The organism is Hymenobacter sp. BT18 (assembly GCF_012273015.1).
Lineage (GTDB): Bacteria > Bacteroidota > Bacteroidia > Cytophagales > Hymenobacteraceae > Hymenobacter > Hymenobacter lutimineralis.
Genome location: NZ_CP050954.1, coordinates 4041322 through 4057871, shown reverse-complemented (window position 1 = coordinate 4057871; position 16550 = coordinate 4041322). Strand labels below are relative to the sequence as shown.

The window sequence follows — 16550 nt, the reverse complement described above, 5'->3', positions numbered from 1 at the left end:
TTTCTCAACCCAGGTACCCGTTACTGCTCCCCCGAAGGCCGCGCTAGCGGCTGGCCTATCGGCACGGGGTTGCCAAAGTTGGGGGAGCCATCGGCGTTCCAGGTGAAGGGCTGGGCGCGGGGCGTGCGGAACCGACCGCAGCCCTGGCCGGGCTCATCGTTGGCGTGGTACAGAATCCAGTCCTCTTTGCCGTCGGGGGACTTGAAGAAGGAGTTGTGACCGGGCGCGTACACCTTGTTGGCCGCGTTTTGCTGAAACACCGGCGTCGGCGACTTGGTCCAGGATGTGGGCTGTAGCAGGTCGGCCTGGGCGGAGGCAGTGAGCATGCCCAGGGCGTAAGTATCCGTCCAGCAGCCACTGGCGGAGTAAATGAGGTAAAGCTTACCCGCGTGGCTGAGTACCTCGGGGCCTTCGTTCACATCCACGTGCGGCGGGTCGTTGGGGTTGTTCAGGTCGCCGTTTCGCTCCCATGCGTAAGTCGGCGTGGAGACGCGCACCCGCGGGCCTTCGATGGTCCAGGGATTTTTCATGCGGGCCAGGTAGATGTCCTGGCGGCCATTGGTGTCTCCCTCCCACCCCGACCACACAAAGTACAGCTGCCCCCGGTGCTCGAACACCGAGCCGTCGATAGCCCACTTGTTGGTGGCGTCGGTGATCTGGCCTTTGTCTTCCCAGCTGCCTTCCAGTGGGTCGGCGGCGCTGTTTTCGAGCACGAACAGCCGGTGGTCGGGGTTGCGGCCGGCGTCGGCGGCGTAGTAGAGGTACCACTTGCCATTGAGGCGGTGCAGCTCGGGTGCCCAGATTTCGCGGGAGTTGGGGCCGGTGGCCGGCGGCGTCCACACTACTTTGCTGGGGGCGGTTTGCAACTGGCTAAGCGAAGGCGTTTTCCAGAGGGTGATATTGCGGCCGGTGGTGTGCGTGTAGTAGTAGTAGCCGTGGTGGTAGATGCTCCAGGGGTCGGCCCCGGCGGGCAGCAGCGGATTGGTGAAGGTAGCTGCAGTGACCGTGGCAGCGGGTTGCTGCGGAGCGCGGGTACAATTGCCAGCCAGCAGCCCCAGGAGTAGCAGCAGGGACGATGGTTTCATACAAGCATTTTTTCAGGCGGTAGTTGCCGTGTTTGCTGATGGCGGTTCCCGCAGAGGACGCAGATGGTTGCGCAGAAGCCGCTGAGGTTGCCCAACGGCCTGTGTCACCCCGTTTACTTGCCGTTGGTTTTGCGGATGAGGTCGGTTTCGTCCGGGTGGTAGGGCGTGCCGTCTTTGCGGAATACCTCGTGGAACCATTCGCCAGGCTCCCCACCGTCGGCCACGGGCACGTCCCACTGGTACTTGGTGTTGGTTTTGCCATCCACAAGGCCCCAGTTGATGGCGCCGATGTTGTTTTTCTTCAGCAGAGGCATGATGTTAACGAAGCGCGAGTTACGCGGCCGGGCCATGTACTCGGTGCAGATCATGGGGCGGCCGTGAGTCTTGAGCAGTTCAATCACCCGCTCGTGGGCGGGTACCTCATCGTAGTTATGGTAGGTCAGCACGTCGGAGTTCAGGGCCTGGAAGGTGTTGAGCTCTTTGAAGCCCCAGTTCCAGAGGCCCACGCTCAGGGGCTGGCTGGGGTTTACCTCACGGGCCCAGGCAAACACGTTGCGCAGCAGCGGCATCGACGAAATTCCCTTATTACTATTGCCGGGCTCATTGTACAAATCCCAGAGCAGCACGCGCTTGTCGTTGGCAAAGGTGCGCAGCACGTCCTGCACGTAGGGCTTAAGCTTCACGAACGTGGCCGAGTCGCGGGAGGCCGGGTCGCCCGGGTCCTGCACCCAGCCGGAGTTATGAATGCCCGGCTTGGGCGCGGGCTGCAGGCCTACTTTCGCATCTTTGTTCCAGCAGTCATCGAAAAACACCAGAATGGTCTGGATGTGGTGCTTGTCGGCCATGGCCAGGTAGTCGTTTACCCGCTTTTTGAAGCCCTGCGGATCCTGCTGCCAGGCCAGGCTGTGCAGAAAGACGCGCATGGTGTTGAAGCCGATGCCCTCGGCCCAGCCCAGCTCCTTGTCGATGGTGGCGGGGTCGAAGGTTTCAGCCTGCCACATTTCCAACTGGTTGATGGCCGTGCTGGGCGTGAAGTTGGCCCCCGACATCCAGGGATGCTGCCGGTACCAGGCGTTGGCCCGCTCCGCCGACCAGCGCTGGCCCTGCGCGGCGACAGTAGCCGCTGGGCCTTTGGTTTTGATTTTGGTTTTCTGGGCGAAGGTGCTGGTTGACGTCAGCAGGAAAAGAATCAGCAGCAGCTTGTTCATGCAGGTTTCAATGTCAGGCGAGGAAGAAAATCAGGAAAACGGGGCAGAGCAGCTACCTGTGGCTCAGGTAGACAAGTGCGTCCCATACCCGGGGCGGGCGGCGCAGCCCGAGGCGTGACGGGGTATCTGGCAACCGCCCCGGAACCAGCCGGAACGGGCTTGAACCGATGGCCAGACAACGGAGAGCTGCCGCAAGCTACGCCCCGCCAAGAAAATATGCAAACGTTTGCATTTTTATCTGCATCTTGCTCCCGTCCTTTTCTTCCGCCATTTCCTTATACTCCTTGCGCTGCCCGGCCTCCGAGGTAGCCCAGCGGCCTCGTCGCTTTACTTTCCCGTTTTCTATGCCTTCCCGTCGCAACTTCCTGCAGCAGGCCACCGCTGGCCTGGCGTCCCTGGCCTTGCTCAACCAGACGGCCTGCGCCGCAGCTGCCCGCATGTATACCAACCCCGTATATGCCGGCCAGTTTCCCGACCCCTTCGTGCTACGCCACGCAGGCCGCTACTACGCCTTCGGCACCACCGGGCAGGGGCGCACGCCTGATGGGCGCATCTTCACCCTGCTCACCTCCGATAACCTGGTCGACTGGAAGCCGGCCGGCGGGGCCCTCATGCCCCCGGCCGGGGCCGAAGGGGCCGACTTCTGGGCCCCCGAGGTAGTGTTTCACAACGGCACGTTTTACATGTACTACTCCATGGGTGGCGGGGCCATTGGCGCCAGTGTGGGCCACCGCCTGCACGTAGCTACCAGTTCTACCCCGCAAGGGCCCTACACCCAGGCGGCGCTGCTGGATGTGCCTGCAAGCAAGTTCACCATCGATGCCCACCCCTTTCAGGATACCGACGGGCAGTGGTACCTGTTTTATGCTCGTGACTTTATTGACTCGGCGGATGGCTACCGCCCCGGCACCGGGCTGGTAGTAGACCGGCTGCTGGACATGACGCGCCTGGCCGGGGAAAGCCGCACGGTCATGCGGGCCCGCCACGACTGGACGGTGTTCGAGAAAAACCGCACCATGCCTTTGTACGGCGGTCAGACCTTCCCCGAGTGGCACACCCTGGAAGGACCTTTTGTGCGCCAGCACGGCGGTAAATACTACTGCTTCTACAGCGGCGCCAACTTCCTGACGCCCCGCTACGGCGTGGACTATTGCGTTGCTGACTCCATCATGGGCCCCTACTCCGAGGCTGGCGGCGGCCAGGGGCCGCGCGTGCTGGCCGCCGTAGCGGGCCATGTGCGCGGCCCGGGCCACCACTCCCACGTTCTCAGTCCTGATGGCAAAACCGAATACTTGGTGTACCATGCTTGGAACAAGGAAATGACAGAGCGCCAGCTGTGCATTGATCCTCTAACCTGGACTACGCTAGGCCCCCGCTGCCAGGGGCCCAGCTACACGCCGCAGCCCCTGCCTTAGCGGCTTACTAAGCTCAACCGTCGGCGCTGGAAAAAGAAGCCGGCCAGCTTGCAAGATCATTGCGTACTTTTGCATAAATTTTTGCACGCCTTTTGCACTACTGCCAGCACAAAGGGCCTCTCTCTTTAGCCGCAATACCTTGGCACGCTCAAAAGCATCTATTACGGATCTGGCCCTACAGCTGGGAGTTTCCGTTTCGACGGTTTCCCGCGCTCTGAGCGACCATCCGGGCATCAGCGACTCCACCAAAAAGCGGGTGTGGAAGCTGGCTAAGGAGCTGCACTACCAGCCCAACCACCTAGCTGCCGGCCTGCGCAAGGGCCGCAGCAACCTGCTGGGCGTGCTGGTGCCCCACATCGACGGCCACTTCTTTACCCTGGTAGTCAAAGGCATCGAAACCATTGCCACCAAGGCGGGCTACAACATCATGATCTGCCAGTCAAACGAGGACGTGACCCACGAGCGGAAAAACATCGAAACGCTGCTCAGCGCCCAGGTAGAAGGCATTTTGGTGTCGATGTCGCGCACGACCCGGGACTTCCGGCACTTTGAGAAAGTACGCAAGCAGGAAATTCCGCTGGTGTTCTTCGACCGGGTGCTGGATGGCCTGGACGTGAATGCCGTGGTGCTCGACGACCGGGAAGGCGGCTACCAGTCCACCAAGCACCTGATTGCCCAGGGCTGCCGCCGCATTGCCCACTTTGGGGGCCCTCAGCACCTGAACATCTATAAAAACCGCCGCCAGGGCTACATCGACGCGCTGCTGGAAGCCGGCCTGCCCATCGAAGAGGAGCTGTTTTTTTACTGCGACATGACCCTGGAAGACGGTTGCGCCGGCATGCAGCAGATGCTGGCCCTGCCGCAGCCGCCGGATGCCGTATTTTCCTCGAGCGACTTTTCCGCGGTGGGCGCCCTGCAGGAGCTCAAGCGGCAGGGCTTTAAGTCGCCCCAGGATATTGCCCTGGCCGGGTTCAGCAACGAAACCTTCACCTCCCTGACGGAGCCTATGCTCACGTCCGTTGACCAGCGCTGCGAGCAGATGGGCCAGTCGGCAGTGCGGCTGTTTCTGGAGATGCGGGAGGAACGCGGCAGCAAGTTTTCGCCCCGCCGCATTGTCCTCCAGCCCGATTTGCTGGTCAGAACATCCTCCCTCAAACTGTAACGCCGGCGCAAAACCGCCGCGTCGAGGGGCCTCAGCCCTCGTTTGTGCTAGTCAGCGAGGCGAAGAGCGGGATTATACCTGGTGCACCGCCAGCACCTCTGGAATTAGCATGCGGGATGGTAGCACGCCGGTACGGGCGAAATCAGCCCAGAGCTGCCTCACTCGGCGGCCCGCTGCCTCCACGTCGGCCCACTTTGCCTGCCCGAGCAGGGGCACGCCGGCCCAGGTTTGCTGCGTGCCAAATAGCATAGGCAGGTCCATGGTGTGGGCGGCGCCAAACACGCTGCCCGGGGCCCGGTAGATGAACGTGAACCGGTAGGCGCGGCCCCCGGCCCGGGCGTGGCGCCGGGCAAAGGTGGTGGCCGGCCCGGAGTAAATCCGGTGGGAGCCGGCTTTTACCAGCAGGCGGATGATGGGCGCGCCCAGCCCGGGCACGCGGAGCAGCCAGTTGAACTTGGGGTCGATGACGGCAAAAAAACGTAGCTCCTCGGCTGTGTCCCCAATCAGCACGTCCACATCTTTCGCCACGGCGCGCCAGGCGACCTCGGACTGCGCTTCAGCGGGCAACGGAAACTCGCCGTACTGCGTGCCAAAGGGCATGCCGCTTTTCAAGCCAAAGCGACGCGCGGCCGCCCAGGCGCGCGGTTCGCGGGCCAGCACCTCATCGCCCGAGGCTGCCGCCGCGAAGGGCCCCACGGCCGCGGCCATGGCCCGCGTCATGGCGGAGCGGTTGCGGGCCAGACCTAGCGGGGCACTGTGCAGGATTACGCGCCGGAATAGCCCCTGCGCCCCTTCCGTAATCATGAGATGAGCCGCGGCGTCGCCCCCGGAGGAGTGGCCCAGCAAGGTAACGTTGCCGGGGTGGCCGCCAAAGGCCACTATGTTGCGCTGTACCCAGCGGAGGGCGGCCAGCAAATCCAACAGCCCCAGATTTGCCGGACCGTTGGCCGTGCCCAGGAACCCGAACAGCCCCAGACGGTACGTCACGGCCACCACAACTACCCGCTGCTCCGTCACTAAGTGAACCGGGTCGTAGAAGGCCAGGTCGCCGGCCCCCGACACGTAGGAGCCGCCGTGAATCCAGAACAAGACCGGCAGTTGTTCGGCCGGCACCACATCCGCGGGCAGGGTTACGGAGAGGCGCAGGCAGTCTTCGCTGTAGGTAACGCCCGCCAGCACCGGCCCCAGCGCCTGGCCCAGAATAGAGTCGACTACCTGCGGGCAGGCCGGCCCCGGGGTAGTGGCCTCGATGGGTGCGGCGGTATCGGGCTCCGGAACGGGGGCCTGAAACCGGGCCGCGCGGGCGTACCGAATACCCGTAGCCCGCACCATGGCTCCATCGCGCCGTCCGATAATCACGCCTGCCGGGGTCTGAAACCGGGGGCCGTTGCTTGTACTCATGCGCTGGTTTACTTAAGAGCGAAAATGTAAGGGCACAAAGCGCCCCACTTATTGCTGGCGCAGGCCGCGCATGGCCGTGCTCCAGTTGGCTACCCACGGGGGCAGAACCGGCGACGCCAGTTGCTGACCGGCCGTGGTCAAGACTTCCTCCGGCCCCACCGTGCCCCCGCTTCGGCGCAGGAACCGCAAGGCTACTACGGCGGTAGCCACGGCCTGCTCCCCGCGCAGAAAGCGTTGCTGCAAGTAGAAAAACCGGTCATCCCAACCAAGCACGCAGGTTTCGAGGCGAAACGCCTGCCACAGGTTCAAGGGGCGGCTGAACTGAATGGTTTCGGCCGCCACTACGGCGAAGGGCATCGTCCGTTTAAGCCGGGCCCACAGGCCGGAGCGCAGCAGCAAGTCCATGCGGCCCACGTCGCCCATGGATAAGTAGACACCGTTGTTGACGTGGCGCAGCATATCCAGATCCGTCAGGCCTACCCGGAAGGAAGTGTAGCAAGGACCCAGCACCGGGCATGCGGGGCGAAAGCGGGCCGTGAGCAGCACCCACAGCAGACGTATATACTGATTCACGAGCGCAGAACCCAGGGTAAGAAAGGCCGAACTTAAGCAGAAAACAGCGTTGCCGGGACCAGAGGCGGGTGTGCCGCTCTGCCCGGCTACGGACCATTGACGGGCGGCAGGCTGCTTCAACCTGCTGCGCTATTGCCGCCCGCTTGGCCCGACCGGCTACAAAAAAGCCCCTCCGGGGTGGAGGGGCTCCCGAGCGCAGGCAGCGCGGGCTACCAGCGTGGGCGGCCAAGTATCTCCAGGCGTCCCGCTGACAGTGGGTGCGCCAGCAGAGGAAGAAAATCCTGATCCTACTCGCCGGGCAGGGGTAGGTCTTCGATGGAGAAGGAATTGCGGGGCACAGGAGCCGGCGTGGGCCGACTCGCAAGCGACGGGCGCTGGGCGGAGGTGCGGGCAGTGGGTTTCATAGGAGCTGAGGTTGGCTACGTGGCGGGGCAGCAGCTGCCGCCCCGGTGCATTTCTCAAACGGAATCGGTGCCCCGCGAGCTGCAAAAAAGACCCTTGGAAGCTGAATTTACGTGATTTCATCTTGGAGCCCGCGGTAATTCAGTAGGCTCAAAAGAAAACTACGGAGCTCCTGCAACTTCCCTTAGCGGCGCTACGGTAGGCGCTGCCTGGAGCCCAAGCAGCGGGTACCCTGGTGCAACCAGCCTACCATTTACTTACCAACACCAACTCCCACTAGCCGGCAGCCAACCAGCCTAGTCAGCCTGCCGTGCAGCTTGCCCCAACGCGGGCTGAGGCCGTACTTTCACGTTCAGCATTTTCCATATCCGCTTTCCTTCACCCACCCTATTCTATGAGCGACCTAACGAAAACGCAGGCCTTGCTGGCCCAGACTTTTGGTGTGCCGGTTCAGTTGCAAGGCTCGGAGCAGGGAGTCGCTACGCTCACCGTGCAGCCCGACGACCAGAAGGTGCTTGGGCCGGCCGGCAGCCAGTTGGTGTATCAGTTTGAGCAGGGCCGGTTTGTAAGCCTGGAAATTTTAGTAGCCGCCGGCTAACGGCCCCAATCAGTTGGTCGGCTGCAGTACCCGGGGCCAAAGGGTGCTGCTTACTTGCAAAGCCGTGAAAGGTATAGCCCCGTGCTCCAGCGGCTTTTCGCAGACGCTGGAGCACGGGGCCTGCATACTACCCGCCGTACCCATCGGGCCGGAAATCCGGCAAGCACTAAAAAGCGGCCTCTCCCCCATCGGCTACTTTTCTGGCGGCTGATTTCCGCTATTCTTTTTTGCGGAAGATGGAGCCCGGCAGGTGCAGCCCGCCGCAACCGTCGAGCTTAGCAGGCAGCACTTTACGTGGTGGATGCCGCAGGCTAGTTTGTATTGCCCACACCGCTGGCCGTGCCGGGGTGGCCGGCGGCGCAAGCCATTTTGCGCGGGCCTGCGTATGTAAGGGTCAAATCTTCCCACCCTTTACTTAACCTTTCCTTACGATGATGATCAAAAGCCTCTTTTCCACGCTGGCCCTGGGCCTTGCCCTCACAGTAGCCACCGCCCCCGCTCTACGCGCGCAAACCAGCACGAAAACGGACGATGAGAAGACCAAGACCAAAGATGGCGACATGGTGATGAAAACCAAGGACGCCAAGGATGGCAAGAAGAAGATGAAGGGCAAATCGGGCAAGGGCGACAAGATGAAGGCCACCACCAAGCCCATGAAAGGCGACAAAGTCTCTACCGACATGGGCAACGGCATGAGCAACGCCAGCATGGGCTCCTCGGCCGGCGTGATGGTAGGCGGCGCCATGATGACGCCCGACAAGGACATTGTAGCCAATGCCCTGGGCTCTTCGGAGCACACCACCCTGGTAACCGCCGTGAAGGCCGCCGACCTGGTAGGCACCCTGCAGGGCGCCGGCCCGTTCACGGTATTTGCGCCCACCAACGCCGCCTTTGACAAACTGCCGGCTGGCACCGTTTCAACCTTGGTGATGCCCGAAAACAAGGCTAAGCTCAGCACCATCCTCACCTACCACGTAGTGCCCGGCCGCTACCTGGCGGCCGACCTGAAAGACGGCCAGCAGCTGACGACCGTGGAAGGCGAAATGCTAACGGTGCGCCGCGCCGGCAACAGCGTAACGATTCAGGATGCCAAAGGCGGCACCTCTACCGTAACGATTCCCAACATAGTGTCCAGCAACGGCGTCACGCACGTGGTGGATACGGTGCTGATGCCCACGCGCTAACCCTCTGCCCCCGTACGGGGTACGCAAGCCCGGCGAAACTTTTCGCCGGGCTTTTTTTGTGCCCGCCGGCTGGCAGTTTCCCGCGCATATTCCCGACATTTACGGGCTAGGCCCGCGGGTTTTTTCATCTCACCATTGCGTATGAAACACTTTTTCTCCTTGTGTCTGACCGGGCTGCTGCTGGCTACGGGCGCGGCACATGCCCAAACCAAGCTCCCGGCTGCGCCGGACGCCAGCCTCAAAGGCGAGGCCCTCAAAACCTGGCTTCGGGAAAACTGGTACGACGGCAAGCGCCAGGTGCTGGGCTACAACCTGGCCCGGGGCCGCATGTACAACTACGTGGATAACTACGACAATAAGCTCACGTGCGTGTACTCGGGCTACCAGCTGTCGTTTAAGCTTGATTCCACCGGCACGAGTACGGGGGTGGCTCCCATCAACTGCGAGCACACCGTGCCGCAGTCGTGGTTTAACGAGGTGGAACGGATGAAGTCCGACATCCACCACCTGTTTCCCACCTACGACCAGTGGAACAGCGACCGGGGCTCCGACCCCTTCGCCGACATTCCCGACGACAAAACCACCAAGTGGATCCGCGGTACGCAGGGCACCAGCGCCAAGCCTACGGCCAACATCGAGGAGTACAGCGAGGATACCGGCTCCCAGTTTGAGCCCCGCGAAGACCACAAAGGCAACCTGGCCCGGGCCGTCTTCTATTTCTACACCATGCATGCCGGCCAGAGCTTCGACTCGGGCAAGGGCGTTATCACGGCCGTGGCCGACCTGGAAACACTCTACAAATGGCACCTGCAAGACCCGGTAGACAAGCACGAGACGGAGCGGAACCGGCGCGCCGCCAAGGCTCAGGGCAACTTCAACCCCTACATTGCTTATCCCGAGCTGGTAGCCCGCGCCTGGGGCTTTACGGCCAGCCCGAGTGTATCGTTTGCGGCGGCGACGGGCACGATAGACGAAGGCAACAGCGGCACGAAAACCTATACCGTGAACGTGAGCCTGGATATGGCTCCCACTACCACCCAAACGGTGGAAGTGGCCGTAGCGGGGGCGCAGTCGTCGGCAACGGCGACGGAAGACTACACCTTTTCGACGCAGACACTCACCTTCTCACCCACGGTCACGTCGGTTCCCGTCACCATCACGGTGCTGGGTGATGCTACGGCCGAGGCCAGTGAAACAGTACAGCTGCAGCTGCGCAGCCTTTCAGCGGGCCTGGCTTCCGGCACCAACCTGACGCACACGCTCACCATTACCAACGACGACGGCGACGTGCCCACGCTCAGCTTCCAGGTAGCCACCGGCTCCGCCACGGAAGGCAACGACGGCACCTCGGTCTATACCATTGAAGTAATCCTGAGCGGAGCGGCTCCGGCCACCGATATCCAGGTGCCGCTACTGGTTGACGCGGCCGGTACCACGGCCGGCAGCGAGGACTACACCCTGGAGAAAACCACGCTCACTTTTACCAACGCGCCCGTACCCCAGCGGCAGACCGTGGGCGTGATTGTACGCGGCGACCTAACCCCGGAAGCCAGCGAAACCCTACTGCTGCGCCTGGGTACGCCCACCGGCGGCAATGCCGTACTCGGCACGCCCTCCACGCACGCGCTTACCATCGTCAACGACGACCTGACGCCGGCCGGTACGCCCTGCGCCTCCCTGTACTTCTCGCAGTATATTGAGTCGTCGGGCGGGAATACTAAAGTGCTGGAAATCTACAACCCCTCGGCCAATGCCGTGGATCTGGCTGGTCACCGGGTGGAGCTGTTTGCCAATGGCGACAAAACTCCTCTGTATTCGTTCAGCCTGACGGGTACCCTGGCCGCGCACGACGTGTACGTTATTGCCAACGGGGGCTCCGATGCAGCCGTGCTGACCCAGGCCGACAACACCACGGCCCAGGTAACCTTCTTCAACGGCAACGACGCTATAGCCCTGTTCTCAGGCACCGATACCCTGGACGTTATCGGCCAGCCTGGCCAGGACCCGGGCGCAACCGTAGGCTGGGCCGTTGCTGGCGGTACTACGCTCAACAACACGCTGGTGCGCCTGCCCACGGTAACCATGGGCTCGGTCCGCTGGAACGAAGCTGCGGCCGCCACCTGGCAAGCTGTTGGCACGAACAGCTTTACGGGCGTAGGCAGCTACACCAGCACAGCCTGCACTACGACCAGCACCCGCCCCGCTACTGCGCTGGGCGGCCTGGAGCTTTACCCCAATCCGGCTTCCGAATCGGTGCTGGTACGTCTGCCCCAGGGCGCGGCAGGTGCTACCATCAGCTTGTTCAACACCGTCGGGCAGCGCGTCTGCACGCAGTTGGCTAGCAGCAGCGTCACTACCATTCGCACGGCCGGGCTGCCCGCGGGCCTCTACTCCGTGCAAGTGCAGGCTGGCCCCGTCCGGTACACGGGCCGGGTAGTGGTACGCCACTAACATCACACCAGTGCAACGGCCGGCCCGGCTTTGTTCTTTCACGAAGAAAGAGCAGAGCCGGGCCGGCTTCTTTTTGGATGGGTTGGCGGGGCAGTGCTTATCCAGCCAGCAAATCGGCGTACTCCTCGTGGTGCTTTTTCACGAAGATCTGCATGAAGCGGCAGGAGGTCCGGACCCGCAGCTTTTCCTCCCGGGCAAAGGCGAGGCCGTGGCGGGCCAGTTGCTCACCTACGCCCTGCCCGCGCAGGGCCTCATCTACAAAGGTGTGAGTGAAGTCTATGGTCTGCTCATCGGGACGGCTGTAAGCCAGTTCCGCAGTAGCTCCGCTCAGCTCGGCGGTAAATTCTTGATCCTGGGGATGGTGTTGAATACGGGCGTTGGGCATGTAAGGAAAGGTAACTGGAAAAACCAACGAAAAATATCCACTAGCGTGGCCCCCTCGTATACGCAACTACCAAGCGCGGGGCTATCCGACCTCGCTAGTGCCCGCCGGCACAACTGGACGGTACGCTCCTGCGTACCCTGATGTATTCTCTGTACTCCCTCACGTTTCCCTCCCATGCAAGAGCAACCCGATAACCTGACGCCTACGCCCGATGATGCTGCCTTTTCGCAGGATGGCACTCCGCGCACCAACCATACCCCTCAGTACGGCGAGTTTGGCCACGCCACGCCTACTGCTTCGACCTCACGCCAGCGCCCGGCCGGTGCCAACCCGGGCGGCGTAGCCGCTCCCTCTACCCCGGCGCCCGAGCAGCGCGGCAGTGTGCCCCAGAACCTGGACTCCCAGGAAGTACGGGCCGTGTCCGACGCCGAATATACCGAGCAGCGCGAAGGCTGGGCCAAGGACGACCCGCGCTATGGTAGCGGCACCCGCAACTGGGAAACTGCCGAGCCCGCCAACCACAGCAATGGCCCCGCTGAGACCAACGAAGACCGGCTACCCAACTACAACGACGGCAGCAACGACAACCCCGACGAGTTCAGCGCCCTGCGCGACGACCACGGCAAAGGCATTCCGGGCAAGTAAGCCGGCTCTTTTCGTTTGATTTTACTTTCTCCCTCCCATGGCAACTGACAACCCCAACCCCCAGGACCCGGCCGGGGCCCTCGACCCTAAGGCCGGCGCCCACCTCACGGAAGAGCAGCGCAAGCACCGCGAGGAGCTATACGGCTATAAGCGCGACGAAGAAGGTACCCTCGATACCTCCGCCCGACTCGAAGAAGAAACCACCGGTATCCCGACCGGCAGCTCCGTCACGGGCCCTGACCCCGATACCGATACCCAGGGCGAAGAACGGCTGTACCCGGACTTCAACAACCCCATCGACGACAACAACCGCTAAGCTGCTGAAGCTTGGCTTCCACGCCGCCCGGCAGCTGCCGGGCGGCGTTGGTATGTTTGTGCCTTTCTCGTAGGGTTGCTCGTTTTTCTCTTGCCTTCTATCTTGCCCTGCGTATGGCTGCTCCTCTTCTCGTTCTCACGGATTTCTCGCCCGCTGCCGATCAGGCCCTGGCCTACGCCGCCGCGCTGGCTGCGCACCTGAACACTTCCCTGGTGCTGCTGCACGTGCGCCGGACCTCCTGGCTTGACCCGGAAACCTTTTCCGGGAAAATTCCTCACCTCAGCGAGGGAGAAATTGCCGCCGCGCTGGCCTTGCGCACGGCTGCTGTCCAGGTGCCTGTGCGGGTAGAAGTAGCCTCGGCCCAGATGATGCAGGCTACCCGCGAGGTTATTGCTCACCACCAGCCCCAGCTGCTGGTAGTAGGCAAGCCCGACAGCGAAGCTATTCCCGACCCGCTGGTGCACACCACCTCCCTGGACCTGCTGCGCGAGTGCCGGCTTCCCCTGCTGATTGTACCAGTGGGCAGCACGGCCGCCGTGCCTCCCCGGGCAGCGGTGCTCTCCGCCGACGACTACCCCGTGCAGCTACCTGCGGCCATAGCCGCGCTGCCGCGCCAACTGTTGGCCCCGGATGCTGTGCTCACCCTGGTGCACGTGGTAGAGCCGGAAGAAAGTGACTCTTGCGCCACGGCCCATACGCGCATGCTGCAAGCAGGCATCCTGACCGGGTTCGAGCAGGTGCGCCCCCGCGGGGTGCGCCACCTGGAAGTGGCGGTAGGCATCCGGGAAGCCGCCCACGATGCCCAGGCCGATTTGCTGCTGCTGCTGGCCCGCCGCCGCAGCGTGCTGGGCAGCCTGTTTCACCGGAGCATCACGGCCGACGTTATTCGCCATGCTACCCTGCCGGTGCTGGCCCTGCCAGCCACGGAATAGAGACCCGGCCAGCTTCGGTGCCCCGGCATGCTTGCCTGGGGCTGGAAAGGCGCTTTGCCGGCAATCAGTGGCTCTTTTCGAAAAAATTGCAGTAAGGGCTCCGTACCAGCACGGAGCCCTTACTGCGGGGTAGCTGGCAGATAAAATGCCCCGTAGCGCGGATTGACGCCGGCCTTTGGGCGCTGTTCCTTTGAGGAAAGCAATACTGCTTGTTTTTCCTCACGTTCAGCCCAATGTTTACGCACCGCACCCTGCTTTTCACCGCCCTGGCTGCCATGCTGGGCACGCCCGTTTTTGCCCAGCACCTGGAGGTAGAAAAAACCCACGACGTGTCGGGCAAGGCCAAGCGCGGCTACCTGTCGGAGGTGAACGTGAACAACGAGGCTGGGAAAGTGGACATGCTGTTCGTGACAAAATCAACCGACAAGCAGGTAGCCACTCAGACCTACCACTTCGATACCAAGTACAACCTGCTGGGTATTGATGAGGCGACCATCCCCATGGAAAAGGTGAAAGGCTACCGCGGCGAAAATTTCAGCAAGGAAGCCGTGACCATGGAAGTCAGCACGGGCATGGCCGGGGGCGCGGCCAGCATGATTCCGGGGGCCAGCTTCGTGAGTGCCTTGAAAAACCCAGCCGGCACCCTGCTGCTTCGCCGCAAGCGCATCGACTACAAGTGGAGCTGGCTGGGCGGGGGCTACCGCAAGAAGGTGAAGCTGCTGAACACCGAAAAGCCCAAAACGGAAAGCGGAGCCGGCTACCACTACCTCAGCCACGTAGACGACGACGTGAACGGGGGTGTGCTGGTGCTGGCCTCGGAAAACGTGAAGCTTAGCAACGTGAAGGGCATGAAGATTGGCCTGCACCTGCTGTACTTCAACAGCCAGCTGGAACTGGCGCGCGACACCTATTTGGAAACCGATGTGGCCCAGAGCTTCGTGGAAATGGGCCCCATTGCCCTGGATACCGACGAGGATGCCGACGACAGCCAGCTCACAGTGGCCCCCGATGTGGCCATTATGCTGGCCTACACCAAAGGCGCCGGTAAGCTTAAGGATGCTCACAAAGCCACCGACTACCAGTACCTGCGCGTCTCGGCCGATGGACAGGTAAAGGAAAAGCTGGCCGTGAATTCCCCGAACAGCGGCTGGCAGGTGGCGGGCTTCGTGCCCATGGCCGACGGCGGCGTGCTGGCTTACGGTCCCGCCATCGACGACCAGAAAAAGTTTCACGCCGAAGTGCCCACCGGCGACGAGTTCAAGGGCAAGCATTTCCAGCTACTGAAAGTGCAACAGGGCCGCGTGGCCTGGCTTACCGCCACCGACCTCAAGGAGTTCGAGAAAAAGCAGCGCGTGCCCGAGGGCCAGAAGCGCACCCCTGATTACACGGGCAAAAGATTCCGCATCAACCTGGCCTCCGAAACGCCCAACGGCGACATCTTCGTGGGCGGGCAGAACTACAAAGTATCGGGCGGGGGCAACAAGATGCTCAACACCCTGGCCAATGGCCGCGCTTCCGGCAACGACGCCATTGAAACCACCTACGGGGACCTGCTGCTGTTTCACTTCGACAAGCAAGGGCAGCTGCGGGCCCAGTATGGCCTGCGCCGCGCCGAAAACAACAGCACCGCCAAGGCCATGCCCACGGGCCAGTTTATGCGCGCCACCCCCGATGCCAAGAGCGTGTACTGGATAGTGCAGGAGCTGGATGGGTTCCGCACGGTAAATGGCCTGACGGAGGACGGCGCCCGGGGTGGGCTGTTTGAGCCTACCCAGCGCGAAACCATCAGCTACCCCAGCGTCACGCGCATCGAGCTGGCCAGCGCCACCATCAGCGCCCAAAAGACGTTTGGCGTATCCAAGGAAGGCAAATACTACATGAGCAATAAATTTCCTTTGCTGCCGGTTGGGGATGGTGGCCGCCAAGTGGTATTTTTCGGCGAGAACAAGACTGGCAAAACGTTGTGGTTTGGCCAGATGCCGCTGGAGTAAAGTAGCCGCCCTTTGGCCCTGCCTTCCCAGAGCTTGTCCTGCAGCCTCCTCGGTCCGTGCCTCGGTACGTAATCAGCCTTCCGTTTTAGTTTCCTTATGTATCCTGCCTCTGCTTCCGTTGCTGCGCTGCCCATTCCCGTGATGCTGGTTGATGACCACCAGCTGGTGCTGGAAGGCGTGCGGGTGCTATTGCAGGACGAAACCGACCTACCCGTAGTAGCCACGGCCAACTCGGGTGCGGAGGCCCTGCGCCGCCTGCGCGAGCACCCCGAAGTGCAGGTGGCCGTGGTGGACCTGAACATGCCGCAGATGTCGGGGGTGCAGCTTACGCAGGCCATCCGGGAAGCGCACCCGGGGGTACATGTGCTGGCTCTCAGCATGTTTCACGACCATGCCTCGGTGCAGGAAGTGCTGGCGGCCGGGGGCTCGGGCTACCTGCTCAAGAACACCAACGCGGCGGAACTGAGCACCGCCATCCGGCGGGTGGCCGCCGGGCGCACGTTCTTCAATGCCGAAGTAGGCGCCACATTGCTCGACCACCTCGACGTGCCCGTCACGCGGGAGCAGGGCGACCGGCCCGTGCCGCTCACGCTCCGGGAACAGGAGATTCTGCAGCTGATTGCCGGCGAATATTCCAACGCCGATATTGCCCAGAAGCTCTTTATTAGCGAGCGGACGGTGGAAACCCACCGCAAAAACATCTTCACCAAGACCAAGTCCAAGTCCATTGTGGGCCTGATTCAGTACGCGCTGCGCTACAAGCTGATTTCGGTATAGCCGCGCTGAGCATCCCGCAGGCGGG

15 protein-coding genes are annotated in these 16550 nt (G+C 62.4%); 10 read left to right on the top strand and 5 right to left on the bottom strand.

What is annotated here, in order from left to right; genetic code table 11:
- Positions 1 to 20: 20 nt before the first annotated feature.
- A complete protein-coding gene (locus HER32_RS17415) occupies positions 21 to 1085 on the bottom strand; it encodes a family 43 glycosylhydrolase (protein ID WP_168682797.1) in 1065 nt (354 codons plus the stop codon).
- Positions 1086 to 1198: 113 nt separating this feature from the next.
- Positions 1199 to 2293, bottom strand: coding sequence for a cellulase family glycosylhydrolase (locus HER32_RS17410; RefSeq protein WP_149070475.1), 1095 nt, complete (start codon positions 2291 to 2293; stop codon positions 1199 to 1201).
- A 344-nt stretch (positions 2294 to 2637) separates the two neighbouring features.
- On the opposite strand from HER32_RS17410, the gene HER32_RS17405 reads away from it, so the two are divergent.
- Both HER32_RS17405 and HER32_RS17400 read left to right on the top strand, forming a co-directional pair.
- Positions 2638 to 3708 carry a glycoside hydrolase family 43 protein gene (locus HER32_RS17405; RefSeq protein ID WP_168682796.1) on the top strand — a complete coding sequence of 357 codons (1071 nt, stop codon included), beginning with the start codon at positions 2638 to 2640 and terminating at the stop codon, positions 3706 to 3708.
- Between the two features lie 139 nt (positions 3709 to 3847).
- A complete protein-coding gene (locus HER32_RS17400) occupies positions 3848 to 4870 on the top strand; it encodes a LacI family DNA-binding transcriptional regulator (protein ID WP_149070477.1) in 1023 nt (340 codons plus the stop codon).
- A gap of 72 nt (positions 4871 to 4942) precedes the next feature.
- Here the strand turns inward: HER32_RS17400 and HER32_RS17395 are convergent, their stop codons facing one another.
- Positions 4943 to 6271, bottom strand: a complete 1329-nt coding sequence (locus HER32_RS17395) for a carboxylesterase family protein (protein WP_168682795.1) — start codon at positions 6269 to 6271, stop codon at positions 4943 to 4945.
- Positions 6272 to 6319: 48 nt separating this feature from the next.
- The gene (locus HER32_RS17390; protein ID WP_168682794.1) at positions 6320 to 6844 is read right to left on the bottom strand and encodes a thioesterase family protein; all 525 of its coding nucleotides are present in this window, start codon (positions 6842 to 6844) and stop codon (positions 6320 to 6322) included.
- 796 nt (positions 6845 to 7640) lie between these two features.
- Between HER32_RS17390 and HER32_RS17385 the strand changes: the two genes are divergently transcribed.
- From HER32_RS17385 to HER32_RS17375, 3 genes are all read left to right on the top strand, one after another.
- Positions 7641 to 7844 (top strand): hypothetical protein, encoded by a 204-nt coding sequence (locus HER32_RS17385; protein ID WP_149070480.1) that lies wholly within the window; start codon positions 7641 to 7643, stop codon positions 7842 to 7844.
- A 431-nt stretch (positions 7845 to 8275) separates the two neighbouring features.
- Complete coding sequence (locus HER32_RS17380; protein ID WP_317169645.1) at positions 8276 to 9028, top strand: fasciclin domain-containing protein; 753 nt, start codon at positions 8276 to 8278, stop codon at positions 9026 to 9028.
- 141 nt (positions 9029 to 9169) lie between these two features.
- Positions 9170 to 11479, top strand: coding sequence for an endonuclease (locus HER32_RS17375; RefSeq protein WP_168682793.1), 2310 nt, complete (start codon positions 9170 to 9172; stop codon positions 11477 to 11479).
- A gap of 97 nt (positions 11480 to 11576) precedes the next feature.
- On the opposite strand, the gene HER32_RS17370 is transcribed toward HER32_RS17375, so the two are convergent.
- Positions 11577 to 11864: a GNAT family N-acetyltransferase gene (locus tag HER32_RS17370; RefSeq protein ID WP_168682792.1), complete on the bottom strand. Its 288-nt coding sequence runs from the start codon at positions 11862 to 11864 to the stop codon at positions 11577 to 11579.
- Positions 11865 to 12038: 174 nt separating this feature from the next.
- Between HER32_RS17370 and HER32_RS17365 the strand changes: the two genes are divergently transcribed.
- From HER32_RS17365 to HER32_RS17345, 5 genes are all read left to right on the top strand, one after another.
- Entirely contained in the window at positions 12039 to 12509 is a 471-nt protein-coding gene (locus tag HER32_RS17365; RefSeq protein ID WP_168682791.1) for a hypothetical protein, read from the top strand.
- A gap of 37 nt (positions 12510 to 12546) precedes the next feature.
- A complete protein-coding gene (locus HER32_RS17360; RefSeq protein ID WP_149070484.1) occupies positions 12547 to 12825 on the top strand; it encodes a hypothetical protein in 279 nt (92 codons plus the stop codon).
- Positions 12826 to 12938: 113 nt separating this feature from the next.
- Positions 12939 to 13757: a universal stress protein gene (locus tag HER32_RS17355; protein ID WP_149070485.1), complete on the top strand. Its 819-nt coding sequence runs from the start codon at positions 12939 to 12941 to the stop codon at positions 13755 to 13757.
- Between the two features lie 233 nt (positions 13758 to 13990).
- Entirely contained in the window at positions 13991 to 15748 is a 1758-nt protein-coding gene (locus tag HER32_RS17350) for a hypothetical protein (protein WP_168682790.1), read from the top strand.
- Between the two features lie 96 nt (positions 15749 to 15844).
- On the top strand, positions 15845 to 16525 hold the full coding sequence (locus HER32_RS17345; protein WP_149070487.1) for a response regulator transcription factor: 681 nt from the start codon (positions 15845 to 15847) through the stop codon (positions 16523 to 16525).
- The last annotated feature ends 25 nt before the right edge of the window (positions 16526 to 16550 follow it).